Here is a 15,318-nt window from a genome sequence, read left to right on the forward strand (position 1 = left end):
TCAGCGTCCGGTCAGGTCAGCTTCCAATAGGTCGCATAACGCTCATGCGCGATGCGGTAATAGGGGATCAGGCGCACCGCGCGTCCATCCGCCGCCGGAACCGCGAATTCCAGCGGCTGGCCCGTGCCGCTGATCCGCCGTGCCAGCACGTCCGGCTCGCCGCTGAGCATCGGCGGCTGGAAGGGCGTGTTGTTATATTCGCCATATTTGCGTTCGCTGACGACAATGTCCGCGCCGGGGGCCAGCCCCTCGCGCCCCAGCGCCCCGGCCAGCACCAGCGGGCCATAGGTGAAGGCGACGATCTCCGGCGCGGCGGGCGCGCTCTCGACGCCCGGCTCCATCGCCATGCGCCATTCCACCGTGTCGCCCGTCTTCCACGTCCGGCGTGCCTCGACATAGCGGCCGGGCTTGTCCGAGCGCGACACCTCCGCCCCGTTGACCAGCAGGACCGCGGTCCGGCTCCACCCCGGATGGCGCAGCTTCAGCGTCAGCTCGGTCGGCTGGCGCAACGTCCAGCGCAATTGCGTCGACGGTGTCTCGGGGAAGCGCGTCACCTGGGTCAGCACCGCGCCCTTGTCGCGCCACGTCACCGAGGATGGGATGAACAGGTTCACGTACAGCGCGCGATCGTCGTGGAAATAGATCGAGTCGCGATATTTGACATGGTTCTCCATCCCCGTGCCGGTGCAGCACCAGAAGCTGTCCTCCGGGGTGTGATAGAGCTTCATATAGCCCGGCCGCGCCCCCTGGAAATAGGTCGCCATGCCGCTGTCGGGGTCCTGCGACGCCAGGATGCCGTTGTAGAGCGTCCGCTCATAATAATCGGCATATTCGGCGCGCGGATCGTGCAGGAACAGCGCGCGGGTCAGCTTGAGCATGTTATGCTGGCAACAGGTCTCCGACCCCTTGGCCGAGAACACATGCTTGTCGAAATCGGCCATGGCGAAGAAATGCTCGCCATCGCCATGCCCGCCGGTCGCGAAGGAGCGGGTATGCGCCACGGTGCGCCAGAAAAAGGCCGCCGCGTCGCGATAGCGCGCATCGCCCGTCGCCTCATAGACGCGCTGAAACCCGATGATCTTGGGCACCTGGGTGTTGGCGTGCAGCCCGTCCAGATAATCGCGCCCCCGCGCCAGCGGGGTCATGATCGCCTTTTGCGAGAAGCGCTCGGCGACGCGGCGATATTCCTCGTTGCCGGTCATGAAATAGAGGTCGGCATAGACTTCGTTCATGCCGCCATATTCGGTCTGCAACATCGTCTCGAACTGGTCGTCGGACAGCGGCCGGGTGGCGACCACGCCCCAGTCGGCCAGCCGGATCAGCACCGGCCGCGCCGCTTCGCTGTCCGCCAGCAGCACCGCGTCGCGCAGCCCCGCATAGACCTTGTGCAGCGTATACCAGGGCACGCCGGTAATCCGCTCGCCGCGCAGATGCGCCGCGACCAGCGCGGGCCCGTTGGGGAAGGCGCAGACCAGGCCGGTCCCCGCCGCCTGCTGGCACGCGGCCAGCTCGCCCGCGATATAGTCGATCCGCTGGCGATAGCGCCTGTCCTTCGTCGCGCGATAGGCGAGCGCGCAGGCCGATAGATAATGGCCCAGTGTATGGCCCTGACAATGGATGTCCGCCCATTGAGGCTCCGACTCCCAGCCGCCATAGACGGGCGCCTTGGGCTTCAGCCCCGCATTGGTGCGAAAATTGGCGAGCAGCCGATCGGGTTGCAGGCGCATCAGATACGCCTCGGTCATCTTCTGCGCATGGAGGAAGGGCCCCTCCGGCAGCGTGACGTCGGCCATGTCGAAAGGCTGGACGACGGGGGTTGGCCCGGTTTTGACCGGCGGAGTCTGCGCCCAGGCGCTGGCGGGCAGCGCCATCCCCCATCCGGCGGCCATCGCCCCGATGCTGGCGGTGGCAAGGACATCGCGGCGCGACGGCGCGGCATGGTGACAGCGACCCAAGACTCTTCTCCGACTAATATATTTTTTGCCAGCGTAGCGCCGTCACGCCGGATCGGCAACGAACTTTGCTAAAAACATCGCTCCTTGATACGATTCGCCTGTTCCTAAGGATCCACCGAACCGAACCGCCTATCGGATCAGTATCGCCCCGACGAACATCCTGGTTGAATATTTATTCATTTGTCTGACATCCGAATCGGACGCGGTTCCAGATCGCTGGCCGTCGTCGTTCCGGCTTATGCCGCGCGACGGAACAGCAGGCGATCGGCCAGCCAGTGCAGCGCCGCCCCGATCGCCACGCCGAGCAAGACCTCCTGCGCCCGTGCCATCGCGGAGGCGGGCACCGTGCCGCCCGGCGGCACCGTCAGCAACACGATGACCGAGGTCCACATGCCGGCCCGCAGATCGCTGCGAAACCGCGCGATGGCCGCCGTCACGCCGACCGCGACCGCCAGCATCCCCTCCGGCCCGGCCCAGGGCATGGCCAGCGCGACGGCGAGCGCCACCCCCACCCCGATCAGGGTCGCGAGCACGCGCCAGTTCAGCGAGCGATGGGTGTCCCCCAGTTTTTCCTGCGACACGACCAACGCCGAGACGCTGGCCCAGACCGGGTGGTCGAGATGCAGCCATTTGGCGAGCACCAGCGCCAGCACCGCCGCGCCCGTGCATCGAATCACGAACGCGGCGGCGCGGATCGTCTCCGCCCAGGACAGATGGGCCGTGACCCAGGAGCGCAGGGCGGGTGGGCGCATCAACGGAAGAGGTTGGCCCGGGCCAGTTCGATCACCTCGTCCCCGCGCCCGCTCAACACGGCGCGCGCGGCGTACAGGCTGAAGCCCTTGATCTGTTCGACCTTGACCTTGGGCGGCATCACCAGCTCGAACGTCTCGGTCACGACATCGACCAGCGCCGGGCCGTCATGCGCGAACGCCTCGCGCAGCGCCCCTTCCAGCGCGTCCGATCGCGTCACCCGCACGCCGAAATAGCCCATCTCCCGGGCAATGGCGCCAAAATCCGGATTCTGCAACGCGACATTGGTGTCGACATAGCCCGACGCCTTCTGCTCCAGTTCGACAAAGCCCAGGGTCGAGTTGTTGAAGACGACGATCTTGATCGGCAGCTTCATCTGCACGGCGGTCAGCATGTCGCCCATCAGCATCGCCAGCCCGCCATCGCCCGACAGCGACACCACCTGCCGCCCCGGAAATGCGCCCTGCACGCCCAGCGCCTGGGGCAGCGCATTGGCCATCGATCCATGGTTGAACGACCCGACCAGACGGCGCCGTCCGTTCATGGTCAGATAGCGCGCGGCCCAGACGGCCGGCGTGCCGACATCGGCGGTGAACACCGCATCCTCCGTCGCGATCCGGTCGACCAGCTTGGCGACATATTGCGGGTGCAGCGGCTTGTCGCCGTCGCGCGGGGTGGCGAGATCGTCGAGCCCTTTACGCGAATCCCGGTAATGCGCGCGCGCCTTGTCGAGGAACGTGCCGTCGCGCTCGCCCTGGATCAGCGGCACCAGCCCGCGCGCCACCTCGGCCACATCGGCGACCACGCCCAGATCGAGCGGGACGCGGCGGCCCAGCGCGCCGGGATCGCGATCGACCTGTACGACCCTCGCCTTGTCGGGATAGAAGCCGCGATAGGGAAAGTCGGTGCCGAGCATCAGCAGCGTGTCGCATTCCATCATCGCGTGATAGCCCGACGCGAAACCGATCAGCCCGGTCATCCCCACATCATAGGGATTGTCATATTCGATCCATTCCTTGCCGCGATAGGCATGGACGATCGGAGCCTTCAGCGCCGCGGCGAGCGCCACCACCTCGTCATGCGCGCCCGCCGTGCCCGATCCGCACAGCAGCGTGACCGCCTTCGACCCGTTGAGCCATTCGGCAACCTGCCCCAGGGCTCCGGCATCGGGCACCAGGCGCGGCGTGGCCAGCGCGGGGAAGGGCACGGCACGCGTCGCGGGCGCTTCCTGCAACGCAACGTCGCCCGGAATCACCAGCACCGCCACGCCGCGCCGACCGATCGCGGTACGGATCGCGCGGTGCAGCAGTTCGGGCATCTGTCGCGCATCCTGCACCATCTCGCAGAAATGGCTGCACTCGCGGAACAATTCGGTCGGGCGGGTTTCCTGGAAATAGCCAAGGCCGATCTCGCTCGACGGAATATGCGCAGCGATGGCCAGCACCGGCACATGGTTGCGATGGCAGTCATACAGCCCGTTGATGAGGTGGAGATTGCCCGGCCCGCAACTGCCCGCGCACACCGCCAGCTGGCCCGTCGCGGCGGCCTCGGCTCCGGCGGCGAAGGCTCCGGCCTCTTCGTTGCGCACATGCATCCAGGCGATCTCGCCCGACTTGCGCAGGGAATCGTTGAACGCGTTGAGGCTGTCGCCCGTTACGCCCCAGATCCGCTCGACTCCCGCCTCGACCAGTGTGCGGTTCAGAAGATCGGCGATCGTCTCGGCCATGGTGATTCCGTTCGTTGTTGATGGTAACGGACAGGAAACGATCGCCCGTACGATTGGCTTCGCGTCAAAGACATGAAGTTGCTGCAACCGTGATTGCCGCCAGAACATGCTCGAAGCCCGAAGGCGGATCGGCGCGGCGGGCCGTTGCGACCGCCCCATGCGCGGCGGCATGGCCGGCCGACGGATCGACCGGGCATGCCGTGCCTGCCCGCAACCGCCTATTGATCGAACAGGGCGGTGGTTTCTTCGGGTGTCAGGTCGATGCCGAACATCAGGCTCATGCGCATCCGATAGACGCGCGGATCGGTGATCGCGGCATCGGTCTCGTCCTCCGCGACGCGCCGGCGATATTGCCGGTCGGTCAGCGTGGCGAAGCCCCGCGGCAGGATGATGCTCACGATATTGGCCTGACGGAACCGGCTGTCCTCGGCGGTCGAGGTCCAGTGATTGCCCATCGCCAGATCGGCCTCCCACACTTTGTCGGTGGTGAAGCTATATTGCGGCTGCCACCCTTCGCCGGTCGAACGGCCATCGGTGTTGCCGGGATGGCCGTTGCGCAACAGCATCCAGCCATGCTGCGCATCGCGGACCAGCCGGAAGCGCGCGCCGTCCGGCGCCTCCGCTTCCGCCCCGTCGACCAGCGGCATGGGCGGCGAATAGCTGCCCCCGAAGCCCGCATCGGCGATCCAGTCCTGTTCACCGATCGTCACCAGGCTGAGCGCATGCGTCGTCGGAGGCACGTCGGTGGTGCGCAGCCAGACACGCGCCAGCAGCGGCCGCGCCTCGAACCCGTGCGCCGCCAACGCGTCGAGGAACAGCCGGTTCTGCTCGAAGCAATAGCCGCCGCGCTTGCCGATCACCAGCTTGCCAAAGACGCGCGCGCTGTCGATCCCGATCGGACGGCCGAGCCTGATGTCGAGATTTTCAAAGGGAATGGCCAGGCGATGCGCCCATTGCAGCCGCGCCAGCCCCTCGGCATCCACGGTGACGCGCGAAGGCAGGGCGATGCGGGCGAGATAAGTGTCGAGATGGAACATGGCCCACAGATAGGGTGCCCCGTGCCGCTTGTCGAAGGGGGCCGGCACCATCGACGTTCGCCCAATCCCCCTTTTGCCCGCCCCCTTCTGCCTCATCCCCGAAGCCGCTATAGCCCGGCACGATCATGGACTTTCCCGACGACGACGCCACCCTGGCCTTCGGCCCTTCCGCTGTCCGCGCCGCCGCGCGCGTCATTCTGGCGGGCGGCATCGTCGCGGTGCCGACCGAAACGGTCTATGGCCTCGCCGCCGACGCCACCGATGCGCAGGCCGTGGCGCGGATCTATGCCGCCAAGGGGCGCCCCTCGTTCAACCCGCTGATCGTCCACGTGCCCGATCTGGCGGCGGCGCGGGCGATCGCCGATTTCGATGCGGATGCGCTGGCCCTGGCGCAGGCCTTCTGGCCCGGGCCGTTGACGCTGGTGCGCCCATTGCGCCTGGGCACGGCGATCGCCGGGCTGGTGACGGCGGGGCTGGACACGGTCGCGATCCGGGTGCCGCGCCACCGCGCCATGCAGGCCCTGCTGGCGGAGAGTGGCCGCCCGCTCGCCGCCCCGTCCGCCAATGCGAGCGGCGGGATCAGCCCGACGCGCAGCCAGCATGTCCGCGCCAGCCTGGGCCCCGCCATACCGATCCTCGACGACGGCGCGACCGAGGCCGGGCTGGAATCCACCATCGTCGCAGGCCGCATCATCCTGCGCCCCGGCCCGGTGACGGCGGCGATGCTCGCCGATGTGCTGGGCACCGTCGAACAGGGCCCCGAGACCCCCGCCCTCGTCACCGCGCCGGGCCAGCTCGCCAGCCATTATGCGCCCCGCAAGGCGCTGCGGCTGAACGCGACCGAGGCGGCGGCGGACGAATGGCTGATCGGGTTCGGCGCGGTCGCCGGGCATGACACGCTGTCGGCATCGGGCGATCCGGTCGAGGCGGCGGCGCGGCTGTTCGATGCGCTCCACCGCGCCGATGCGAGCGACCATGCCCGGCTGGCGATCGCCCCCATCCCGGCGGACGGGATCGGCGCGGCCATCAACGATCGGCTGCGCCGCGCCGCGACGCGCTAGGCAAATCGGCAGGGAAGGCCGGGAGGCGACCGGCTGCCCTGCGCCTGAAAGGGGGGCAGGCCATATCGATACCCGCCCCCCGCATCCTACACTGTCAGGCGGTCACGGCCTTCGACCGCGTGGCGAAGCTTTTGCGCAGTTTTTGCAGCTTGGGCGGGATCACCGCCATGCAATAGGGATTGGACCGGCCCGAGACCTCCCAATAATCCTGATGATAATCCTCGGCCGGATACCATTCGCCCATCGGCTCGATCGTCGTCACCACCGGCTTGTCCAACCCGTCCTGCGCGCGCGCCAGCGCCGCCTGCATCGCCGCGTCCTGCGCCGCGTCGGCGGGGAACATGGCGGAGCGATATTGCGTGCCGACGTCATTGCCCTGGCGGTTGAGCTGCGTCGGGTCATGCGTCGCGAAATAGATGTCGAGCAGATCGTCGAGCGCGAGCTGTTCGGGGTCATAGCCGATGCGGATCGCCTCGGCATGACCGGTGTCGCCGCCGCACACCTGCTTGTAGGTCGGGTTGGGCAAAGTGCCGCCGATATAACCGCTTTCGACCGACTCCACGCCGATCACATCCTTGAACACCGCTTCGGTGCACCAGAAACAGCCACCGGCCAGCGTCACATATTCGGTCACGGATATCTCCTTGTCGTCTTGTACGCCTAGATAGGAAGGCGCTAGGCCACGGCAATCCAAAGCTTCGAGGCAAAAGACATGGCGACGATCGACGGCAAGATCATGGTGACGGGCGGCGCGGGCTATATCGGCAGCCATGCCGTGCTGGCACTGCTCGACGCCGGATATGACGTCGTCGTGCTCGACAATCTGGTCACCGGCTTTGACTGGGCGGTCGATCGCCGCGCCGCGCTGGTCGTCGCCAATGTCGCCGATGACGACGCCGTGCGCGCCGCGATCCGCGAACACCGCGTTCGCGCGATCATGCATTTCGCCGGATCGGTGGTGGTGCCGGAATCGGTCAGCGATCCGCTCAAATATTATCGCAACAACACCGCCGCCAGCCGTTCGCTGATCGAAAGCGCGGTGGCCGAGGGCGTGGCGCATTTCATCTTCTCGTCGACCGCCGCCACCTATGGCACGCCCGAGCGGGTGCCGGTCGCGGAGAATGATCCCAAGATGCCGATCAACCCCTATGGCATGTCCAAGCTGATGACCGAGATCATGCTGAAGGACGTCGCCGCCGCGCATCCGATCAATTATTGCGCGCTGCGCTATTTCAACGTCGCGGGCGCCGATCCCGAGGGGCGGACCGGCCAGTCGACGGTCGGCGCGACCCATCTCATCAAGATCGCGGTCGAGGCGGCGATCGGCAAGCGCGACGGCGTCGGCGTCTATGGCACCGACTTCGCCACGCGCGACGGCACCGGCGTGCGCGACTATATCCATGTCTCCGATCTTGCCGCCGCGCATGTCGCGGCGCTCGAACTGCTGATCGCGCAGCCGGGTGAGAGCCACACGCTGAACTGCGGCTATGGTCGCGGCTTTTCGGTGCTGGAAGTGCTCGACGCGGTGGATCGGGTGACGAACCTGAAGGTCGAGCGCCGCCTGGAAGGACGCCGGGCGGGCGACCCCGCCGAGCTGGTCGCGGACAACAGCGCGATCCTGTCGACCCTGTCCTGGCGGCCCCAGCGCGACAATCTGGACGGGATCGTCCGCGATGCGCTCGCCTGGGAACGCAAGCTGGCCGAGATGGGCCGGTAAGGCCGCGATGCGGCTGCGCTCGCTCCTGTTCGTGCCGGGCGACCGGCCCGATCGCATGGCCAAGGCGATGGGAACCGGCGCCGACGCGCTGATCCTCGACCTGGAAGATGCGGTCGCGCCGGACGCAAAGCCGCGCGCGCGCGACGCGATCGCCGCCTTTTTATCCCGCCCGCGCGACGCAGATGTCGGGCTGTTCGTCCGGATCAATCCGGTCGACGGCCCGCTGGCGGCCGATGACCTTGCCGCGATCCTCGACGCGCGCCCCGACGGCATCGTCCTGCCCAAGGCCGAAGGGCTGGTCAGCCTGCACGCGCTCGCGGCCCGGGGCGTGACGCATATCCCGATCCTGCCGATCGCGACCGAGACGCCTGCGGCGATCTTCCGGCTGGGCGACTATGCGGGGGCCAGCATCCCGCTGGCGGGGCTGACCTGGGGCGCGGAGGACCTGCCGGCCGCGATCGGCGCCACCAGCGCCCGCGAGGCGGATGGCGACTATACCGCGCCCTATCGGCTGGCCCGCGCCCTGACCCTGTTCGGCGCGCATGCGGCCGGCGTGCCGGCGATCGAGACCGTCTATCCCGATTTCCGCGATCTGGACGGACTCGCCGCTTATGCCGGGCGCGCGCGGCGCGACGGCTTTACCGGCATGATGGCGATCCATCCGGCGCAGGTGGCGGTCATCAACGCCGCCTTCACCCCGTCGGAGGAGGAACTGGCGCGGGCGCGGGCCATCGTGGAGCTGTTCGCCGCGAACCCGGGCGCGGGCGCGTTGCAGCTCGACGGGCGGATGGTCGACGCGCCGCATTTGAAGGCGGCGCAGCGGCTATTGGCGCGCGTCACCCCATGAGGCGCGCAGCCGCGTCGTTGCCCACCACCATCCCAGCGCCCAGAAGGTTCCGAAGCACCATCCCGCCGCGACGTCCGACGGCCAGTGGACGCCCAGATAGACACGGCTGACCCCGATCGCGACGACCAGTCCGATCGCCAGCGCCATGATCGCCGAACGCATCCGTCGATGGCGCGTCACCTGCGTCGCCAAGGCGGCCAGCGTCAGATAGACCATCGCGCTGCCCGCGGCGTGACCGCTCGGAAAGCTGGCGTTGGACACCGCCACCCAATGCGGCACCAGATCGGGCCGGGCGCGCGCGATGCCGGTCTTCATCACCGTGACCACCGCGCCGCCACTGATCCCGGCCGCCGCGGTCGCCACCGCCGTCAGCCACAGGCCGCGCGCAGCCAGCAAGATCGCGGCGCCCGCCACCATCAGGATCAGGACCGGCACGCTGCCCAGCGCGGTGATGTCGACCGCCACGCGCATAACCCCTGGCGATTGCGCGTGGGCGCGCAGCCACAGCAGGATCGCGCGGTCCGCCGCAAAGGGCCAGCGATCGACCAGCAGCCCGATGATCAACAGCAGCGCCAGCGCCAGCGCCGTCGCCCCCGCCGCCGCGCCGCGCAAAAGCCAGGACGGGGTATGGCGCGTCGGCTGCACGGGCGACGGCGTTCCGACGGGGCTCAAGCAGCGATCTCGATCATGCCCTTCCTCTGACGCGCCGAGCCGCGTCCTGCAATGCCCGACACCGCGTTCATCGACGTACTCAATCTGCGCGATTAGAAAATTGGGTTTGCCATTTTAAGCAACTTGTCGCATTTTTGTCTCACACTAGCGCGCAGACTGGTGGGAGAGGATAGGTCGCCATGAACCACGATATGATTTCGCCGCTGAATCGTCTGATGATCCTGACGGTCGGTGCGATTGCGAGCTGGGCCGCCCTGGGTGGTGTCGTGGCTGGCGTATCGCATCTTGTTCGTCGCCTGATCTGACGCCCCGATCGGCGCGTCCCTGGGGCGCGCCGACCGAAGGCCTTTCAGGCACGCCGGGTCGAAACTTCGGGCAGTTCAGGCTACGGTATGACCCGCCCGCGAATCACTCGACACAGGCGCGGGACGGCGCGCCGTGCAGCGCCACCGCGCACTCCGCTTTCGAAGTTTCGGTTTGCTCCTGACGCTGTTGCGGGATCAACAGCGCGGACAATAGCAGCGAGGCGAGGCAGAATGCGATGAGGCGCATCGGTCTTCCTTTCGAATCAAGAACCGGATCGTGAGGCTGGCCGGTCAGCCCGGCGGGCGCAGGACTCGATCGGTACGACCGGGTTTCCGGCCGCCGACGCCGCATAGGCTCCGGCGGGCGGCGGGGCCGTGCCCGCGTCGCCTTGCCCCTTCAGGCGTTCGAGCCGCTCCGCCCGCCGCCGCAGATAGCGATCGCGCCGTTCGCTATAGGGATGGTCGCTGGCGCGTATGTCACGCAGTTCCGCATCCATCTCGACGCGGCGATCGAGCACCCGGATCACCCCGCTGCCGATCAGATAGGCGCGGTTGCGAAACGGCCCGCCGATCGCGACCGGCATGACGACGCCGTCCACCACCCCGCCGACGATATCGCGGATGGTCGTCGGCCCCAGCAGCGGCACGAACAGGAATGGCCCCTGCCCGACCCCGTAAAAGCCCAGCGTGTCGGAAAAGCCGTTCGGACGCCAGGGCAGGCGAAAGGGACAGCGGCCGGCGGCGTCGTGAAATCCCAAAAGGCCGATCGTGGAGTTGATCGCGAAGCGGCCGACCGTTTCCGCCGCCTTGCCGAATTTCAGCTGGAGCAGGAAATTGGCGAAGACGACAGGCTCGCGCAGATTGTTGAAGAAGTTGCGCAGACCGGTGCGGACCCGCCTGGGCGCGACTTTGCGATAGGCCTGGGCAGCGGGCGCCATGACCGCGTCGTCCGCCCGCTGGGTCAGCGCGAAGGACGCCTCGTTCATCGCCGCCAGCGGATCGCCGGGCCGGAACTTGCTCGCGGTCACGACGATCTCGGCCGGGGCGGCCTCCTGTGGCGGCGTCACGGCGGCGGACGGCGACGATGACAGGACGACGGCGTCCTCCTGCGTCGCCAGGGCCGATGGCGATGGCGGTTCCCATTGGCCCGCCGGTATTTCGGCGGCCAGCAACGCGGCGAGCGACAGCAGGATCATGCGCCCCTTCCCGGCATCACCCGCGCCCCGGACACGCCATGAGCGACCGGCATCCCCACCGGACAAGGCCAGGACAAGGCGGGGGACAAGCGTCGGAACAGGGCGCGGGAACCTCCCTGTCTCGCATCATATGGCTGGGCATTGGCATAACCCTAAGACGAAGCCACTCCGCCGCCTCCGCACCCGGCCTCCGCGAATTCCGCCCGCGCTTGGCCGTCCGCTGGCCGTAGCCATGCCCCTTTCATGGATTTTTGATGGAGTTTTGATGGATATCGGGCGAGCTGATCTTGGTCGCCAGCCCGCGCCATGCTTATCCGCTGTCCTGCTCCGCCGCGCACGTATGGATATTGTGTTGCGATCATGTCGCCCAAGCTTGAACCAACAATTATTTCTTCGGCGCTGGCCACCGGCAGGACGATGGGCGACGGGCGGCCCGCATGGTGAGGGCGATCGACCGGAGCATCGGCGGCTGGGCGATCGTCGTCGCGGTCCTGCTGCCCATGCCCGCGGCGGCGCGGTCACGCGATCAGGACGCCCCGCGCGCCTTCGACATCCGTCCCGGTCCGCTGGCCCAGGCGCTGGTCACGCTGGGGATGCAGGCCGGGATCAGCGTGGCGACCAGCGATCCCATGCTGGCCAGGACGGCGCTGCGCCATCGGATCGTCGGGCGGATGACGGTGGCTGCCGCACTCGACCGGCTGCTCGCGGGCACCGGGATGCGGGCGGTGCGGGTGATGGACGGGCTCTACCGGATCGAGCGGGCACCGCCGCCGCACCCGCGCCGCGCTCCGACCCAGCCCTCCCCGCCGTCCCCGGTTATCGGACGCGAGATCGTGGTGACCGCCAGCAAACGCGACCTGCCGCTGAATGACTATCCCGGGTCGGCGCATATCCTGATGGGCGACACGCTGCGCCCCGCGCATGGCGGCGCGCCCGATACGCAGGCGCTGGTCCAGGCTCTGCCCATCCTGGCGTCGACCAGCCTGGGGCCGGGACGGGAAAAGCTGTTCATCCGCGGCATCGCCGACAGCAGCTTCACCGGCGGCAGCCAGGCGACAGTCGGCCAGTATCTGGGCGATGTGCAGATCAACTACAGCACGCCCGATCCCAATCTGGCGCTGTACGATGTCGAGCGGGTCGAACTGCTCGAAGGACCGCAGGGCAGCCTGTACGGCACGGGCGCGCTTGGCGGGGTGATCCGGATCACGCCCGCGCCGCCCCGTTTCGATCGGTGGAGCGGCACCGTCGGCGCGGATGCGGTCCATCTGGCGCATGGCGGGATGGGCGGCAATCTGTTCGGCGTCGTCAACGCGCCGCTGGCACGCGACGCCGCGTTGAGGGTCGTCGGCTATGGTTCGGTCATGCCGGGCTATATCTTCGACACGCGGCGCGGGCGGCGCGGGGTCAATCGCGGCGAGGTCGTCGGCGGCCGGGCGGCGCTCCGCCTGCGCCCCGGCGGCGACTGGACCATCGATGTCGGCGCGACCTATCAGAGGACCGCCAATCACGACGCCCAATATGCCGATGGCGGCACCACCCGGCCCAGCCGCGCCACGCCCGGAACGCAGCCATCGTCGCACGATTTCCGGCTCGCCTCGGTGACGGTGCATCGCGAATGGGCGGGAGGACAGGCCCTGACCGCCGCCTTTTCCCTGGTCGAAAACCGCCTGTCGGCCCACTATGATGCGACCCCGTCGGGCGGCGCGGTGCGGACGGTGGAGAGCCGCGAGGCCGCCCGCGTGATGACCGGCGAACTCCGCCTGTCACGCCGCCGCCCCGGCGGCACCGGCTTTGTCCTGGGCGCCTATGCGACGCTGAGCGACGATCGCCTGACCCAGACGGCGAGGACACGCGGGACCGAACAGCCACTGCGCGGTGTCGGCAACCGGATCGTCGATATCGCGCTGTTCGGCGAGGGGACGGTCCGCCTTGCCCCCAGGCTGACCGGCACGATCGGGCTGCGCGCCAATTATCTCGACTTTTCGGGCATCACCATTCTTCCCGACGGCCAGGAACAAGATGCCGCCATCGCCGTACCGGGCCAGGGCGACGTGATCTTCATCCCCAGCGCGGCGTTGGCCTGGACCGCGACGCCGTCGCTGACACCCTATCTCCGCTATCAGCGGGGATATCGCGTCGGCGGCTATGCGCTGAACGCCAGGCGGGCCGCCGATCCCGACGACGACCCCGATGGCGACGACGCCCTTGCCGACTATGAGGCCTTCCATCCCGACACGCTGGACGTGATCGAAATGGGGATGCGGTTCGGCGGGCGCCGTGATCGCCTGTCGGGATCGGTCGCGCTGTCGCGGGCGAAATGGCGGCATATCCAAAGCGACCTGCTCGGCCTGAACGGCCCCTATACCGTCAATATCGGCGATGGCCGCATCCATGGGCTGGAGGCGACGCTCGACTGGCGACCGGACGCGGCGACCGAAGGGGAATTGTCGCTGTTCCTCGCGCACAGCACGCTGACCGCACCCGCGCCCGACTTCGCCCGCCTTCGCCTGCAATCCCTGCCCAACACGCCGGCGCTGGGGCTGCGTATCGCGGGGCAGCGGCAATGGCGGATCGGGCAGGACGACGCGCTGAGCCTGCACGCCGCGCTACGCTATGCGGGCCGGTCCTGGCTGGGCGTCGGGCCGCTGCACATCGCCCAGCGCGGCTATCTTCAGGCGGACGGCGGGCTGGCCTGGACCCGCCAACAGGTCAGCTGGACTCTGGACGTGACCAACCTGTTCGACATGCGGGGCAATCGCTTTTCGTCGGGCAATCCGCTGGCCAGCCGCACCAACGGGCAATGGACCCCCTTGCCGCCGCGCACGATCCGGCTGGGACTGCGATACGGCTTCTGACAGCCCTCCTCCACACATTATCCACATGATCTCGACGATCGCGCAAGGCGTCCGCGCGATAGGCTGCATCATGTCTGCCATGCCCGTCCCCCGTGCCCTTCTGCCCCTGTCGTTCATCGTCCTGTCCGGCATGGCGCTGGCCGGATGCGGCGGCCAGGCCCCGGCTGCCCAGCCAAGCGCGGCGGAGGTGCTGACCACCATCGTCCGCCCCGCCCCCGTCACCATCGCCGACGAACTGCCCGGCCGGGTCATCGCGTGGCGCACCGCCGAGGTCCGCCCGCAGGTCGGCGGGATCGTCCAGCGCCGCCTGTTCGAACAGGGCGCGCTGGTTCATGCCGGGCAACCGCTGTTCCAGATCAGCCCCGCCCCCTTCCGCGCCGACGCCGACACCGCGCGCGCCACCCTGGCCAAGGCCTCGGCCGCCTATGCGCGGGCGAAGGGGCAGGCGGCCCGGCTGGCGCCGCTGGTCGCGGCCGACGCGATCAGCCGCCAAAGCTATGACGACGCCGTCGCCGCGCGCGACCAGGCCGCCGCCGAGGTGGCGGAAGCGCGCGCCACATTGCGGCGGCGTCAGCTCGATCTCGGCTTTGCCCGCGTCACCGCGCCGATCGCCGGCCGGATCGGCGCGGCCAATGTGACCGAGGGTGCGCTGGTCGGAACCGGCGATACCAGTCCGCTGGCGACGATCCAGCAGATCGACCGGGTCTATGTCGACATCCGCCAACCCGCCGAGACCTATGCGGCCCTGCGCGCGTCGGGCCGGGGATCGGAGTCGGTGGAAATCGTGACCGCTTCCGGCCGTGTTCATCCCGTGCGGGGCCGAATCCTGTTCTCGGGCATCGCGGTCGATCCCGGCACGGGCGACGCGCTGGTCCGGGTAACGGTCGACAATCCGGGCGAGCAGCTCTTGCCCGGCATGTTCGTCCGGGCGCGCCTGCCGCGCGCGAGCCTGGCCGCTGCGCTGACCGTGCCGCAACAGGCGGTGACGCGCGATGCCAAGGGCGTCGCGCAGGTCAGCGTCGTCGGCCAGCAGGATCGCGTTCGCCCGCGGCGCGTCACGCCGGGGGATGTCGTGGGCGGCCGGATCGTGATCCTGTCCGGCCTGCGCGCCGGTGAAAGGGTGATCGTCGAGGGGCAGGACCGGGTCCAGGCCGGCACCCCGGTCAAGCCGCTGCCCTGGCACGAACGCTGAGGACG

14 protein-coding genes are annotated in these 15,318 nt (G+C 68.5%); 6 read left to right on the top strand and 8 right to left on the bottom strand.

Going from position 1 to position 15,318, the window contains the following annotated elements; translation table 11 throughout:
* Positions 1 to 11: 11 nt before the first annotated feature.
* From RN629_RS08285 to RN629_RS08300, 4 genes are all read right to left on the bottom strand, one after another.
* Entirely contained in the window at positions 12 to 1,889 is a 1,878-nt protein-coding gene (locus tag RN629_RS08285) for a glycoside hydrolase family 127 protein (RefSeq protein WP_407034858.1), read from the bottom strand.
* Between the two features lie 302 nt (positions 1,890 to 2,191).
* The gene (locus RN629_RS08290) at positions 2,192 to 2,707 is read right to left on the bottom strand and encodes an FUSC family protein (protein ID WP_407034792.1); all 516 of its coding nucleotides are present in this window, start codon (positions 2,705 to 2,707) and stop codon (positions 2,192 to 2,194) included.
* Positions 2,707 to 4,431: a ubiquinone-dependent pyruvate dehydrogenase gene (poxB, locus tag RN629_RS08295; RefSeq protein ID WP_407034793.1), complete on the bottom strand. Its 1,725-nt coding sequence runs from the start codon at positions 4,429 to 4,431 to the stop codon at positions 2,707 to 2,709. Before poxB ends, RN629_RS08290 begins: the two co-directional genes overlap by 1 nt.
* A gap of 218 nt (positions 4,432 to 4,649) precedes the next feature.
* A complete protein-coding gene (locus RN629_RS08300; protein WP_407034859.1) occupies positions 4,650 to 5,468 on the bottom strand; it encodes an arylamine N-acetyltransferase family protein in 819 nt (272 codons plus the stop codon).
* 125 nt (positions 5,469 to 5,593) lie between these two features.
* On the opposite strand from RN629_RS08300, the gene RN629_RS08305 reads away from it, so the two are divergent.
* Positions 5,594 to 6,529 carry an L-threonylcarbamoyladenylate synthase gene (locus tag RN629_RS08305; protein ID WP_407034794.1) on the top strand — a complete coding sequence of 312 codons (936 nt, stop codon included), beginning with the start codon at positions 5,594 to 5,596 and terminating at the stop codon, positions 6,527 to 6,529.
* Positions 6,530 to 6,623: 94 nt separating this feature from the next.
* Here the strand turns inward: RN629_RS08305 and msrA are convergent, their stop codons facing one another.
* Complete coding sequence (msrA, locus tag RN629_RS08310) at positions 6,624 to 7,163, bottom strand: peptide-methionine (S)-S-oxide reductase MsrA (RefSeq protein WP_407034795.1); 540 nt, start codon at positions 7,161 to 7,163, stop codon at positions 6,624 to 6,626.
* A gap of 78 nt (positions 7,164 to 7,241) precedes the next feature.
* Between msrA and galE the strand changes: the two genes are divergently transcribed.
* Together galE and RN629_RS08320 are read left to right on the top strand one after the other, a co-directional pair.
* Positions 7,242 to 8,246, top strand: a complete 1,005-nt coding sequence (gene galE, locus RN629_RS08315) for a UDP-glucose 4-epimerase GalE (protein WP_407034796.1) — start codon at positions 7,242 to 7,244, stop codon at positions 8,244 to 8,246.
* Between the two features lie 7 nt (positions 8,247 to 8,253).
* Positions 8,254 to 9,093 carry an HpcH/HpaI aldolase/citrate lyase family protein gene (locus RN629_RS08320; protein ID WP_407034797.1) on the top strand — a complete coding sequence of 280 codons (840 nt, stop codon included), beginning with the start codon at positions 8,254 to 8,256 and terminating at the stop codon, positions 9,091 to 9,093.
* On the opposite strand, the gene RN629_RS08325 is transcribed toward RN629_RS08320, so the two are convergent.
* Entirely contained in the window at positions 9,070 to 9,765 is a 696-nt protein-coding gene (locus RN629_RS08325; protein WP_407034798.1) for a phosphatase PAP2 family protein, read from the bottom strand. The genes RN629_RS08320 and RN629_RS08325 overlap by 24 nt on opposite strands.
* A 179-nt stretch (positions 9,766 to 9,944) precedes the next feature.
* Here RN629_RS08325 and RN629_RS08330 point away from each other — a divergent pair, with 179 nt between their 5' ends.
* Positions 9,945 to 10,070, top strand: coding sequence for a hypothetical protein (locus RN629_RS08330; protein WP_407034799.1), 126 nt, complete (start codon positions 9,945 to 9,947; stop codon positions 10,068 to 10,070).
* Positions 10,071 to 10,173: 103 nt separating this feature from the next.
* Here the strand turns inward: RN629_RS08330 and RN629_RS08335 are convergent, their stop codons facing one another.
* Both RN629_RS08335 and RN629_RS08340 read right to left on the bottom strand, forming a co-directional pair.
* The gene (locus tag RN629_RS08335; RefSeq protein ID WP_407034800.1) at positions 10,174 to 10,317 is read right to left on the bottom strand and encodes a hypothetical protein; all 144 of its coding nucleotides are present in this window, start codon (positions 10,315 to 10,317) and stop codon (positions 10,174 to 10,176) included.
* A gap of 16 nt (positions 10,318 to 10,333) precedes the next feature.
* Positions 10,334 to 11,266, bottom strand: a complete 933-nt coding sequence (locus tag RN629_RS08340) for an MlaA family lipoprotein (RefSeq protein ID WP_407034801.1) — start codon at positions 11,264 to 11,266, stop codon at positions 10,334 to 10,336.
* A 437-nt stretch (positions 11,267 to 11,703) separates the two neighbouring features.
* Here RN629_RS08340 and RN629_RS08345 point away from each other — a divergent pair, with 437 nt between their 5' ends.
* Positions 11,704 to 14,121, top strand: a complete 2,418-nt coding sequence (locus RN629_RS08345; RefSeq protein WP_407034802.1) for a TonB-dependent receptor domain-containing protein — start codon at positions 11,704 to 11,706, stop codon at positions 14,119 to 14,121.
* Positions 14,122 to 14,191: 70 nt separating this feature from the next.
* Entirely contained in the window at positions 14,192 to 15,313 is a 1,122-nt protein-coding gene (locus RN629_RS08350) for an efflux RND transporter periplasmic adaptor subunit (protein WP_407034803.1), read from the top strand.
* The last annotated feature ends 5 nt before the right edge of the window (positions 15,314 to 15,318 follow it).

Origin of the sequence: Facivitalis istanbulensis (genome assembly GCF_040560405.1) — a bacterium.
GTDB lineage: Bacteria > Pseudomonadota > Alphaproteobacteria > Sphingomonadales > Sphingomonadaceae > Sphingomonas > Sphingomonas istanbulensis.

Excerpts from the sequence above, each read along its gene's own strand:
- RN629_RS08335 (WP_407034800.1), bottom strand. The coding sequence starts at position 10,317 with ATGCGCCTCATCGCATTCTGCCTCGCCTCGCTGCTATTGTCCGCGCTG.
- RN629_RS08350 (WP_407034803.1), top strand. The coding sequence starts at position 14,192 with ATGTCTGCCATGCCCGTCCCCCGTGCCCTTCTGCCCCTGTCGTTCATC.
- galE (WP_407034796.1), top strand. The coding sequence starts at position 7,242 with ATGGCGACGATCGACGGCAAGATCATGGTGACGGGCGGCGCGGGCTAT.
- RN629_RS08330 (WP_407034799.1), top strand. The coding sequence starts at position 9,945 with ATGAACCACGATATGATTTCGCCGCTGAATCGTCTGATGATCCTGACG.
- RN629_RS08305 (WP_407034794.1), top strand. The coding sequence starts at position 5,594 with ATGGACTTTCCCGACGACGACGCCACCCTGGCCTTCGGCCCTTCCGCT.
- RN629_RS08320 (WP_407034797.1), top strand. The coding sequence starts at position 8,254 with ATGCGGCTGCGCTCGCTCCTGTTCGTGCCGGGCGACCGGCCCGATCGC.
- RN629_RS08300 (WP_407034859.1), bottom strand. The coding sequence starts at position 5,468 with ATGTTCCATCTCGACACTTATCTCGCCCGCATCGCCCTGCCTTCGCGC.
- RN629_RS08290 (WP_407034792.1), bottom strand. The coding sequence starts at position 2,707 with ATGCGCCCACCCGCCCTGCGCTCCTGGGTCACGGCCCATCTGTCCTGG.
- RN629_RS08345 (WP_407034802.1), top strand. The coding sequence starts at position 11,704 with ATGGTGAGGGCGATCGACCGGAGCATCGGCGGCTGGGCGATCGTCGTC.
- RN629_RS08340 (WP_407034801.1), bottom strand. The coding sequence starts at position 11,266 with ATGATCCTGCTGTCGCTCGCCGCGTTGCTGGCCGCCGAAATACCGGCG.
- poxB (WP_407034793.1), bottom strand. The coding sequence starts at position 4,431 with ATGGCCGAGACGATCGCCGATCTTCTGAACCGCACACTGGTCGAGGCG.
- RN629_RS08285 (WP_407034858.1), bottom strand. The coding sequence starts at position 1,889 with ATGGCCGCCGGATGGGGGATGGCGCTGCCCGCCAGCGCCTGGGCGCAG.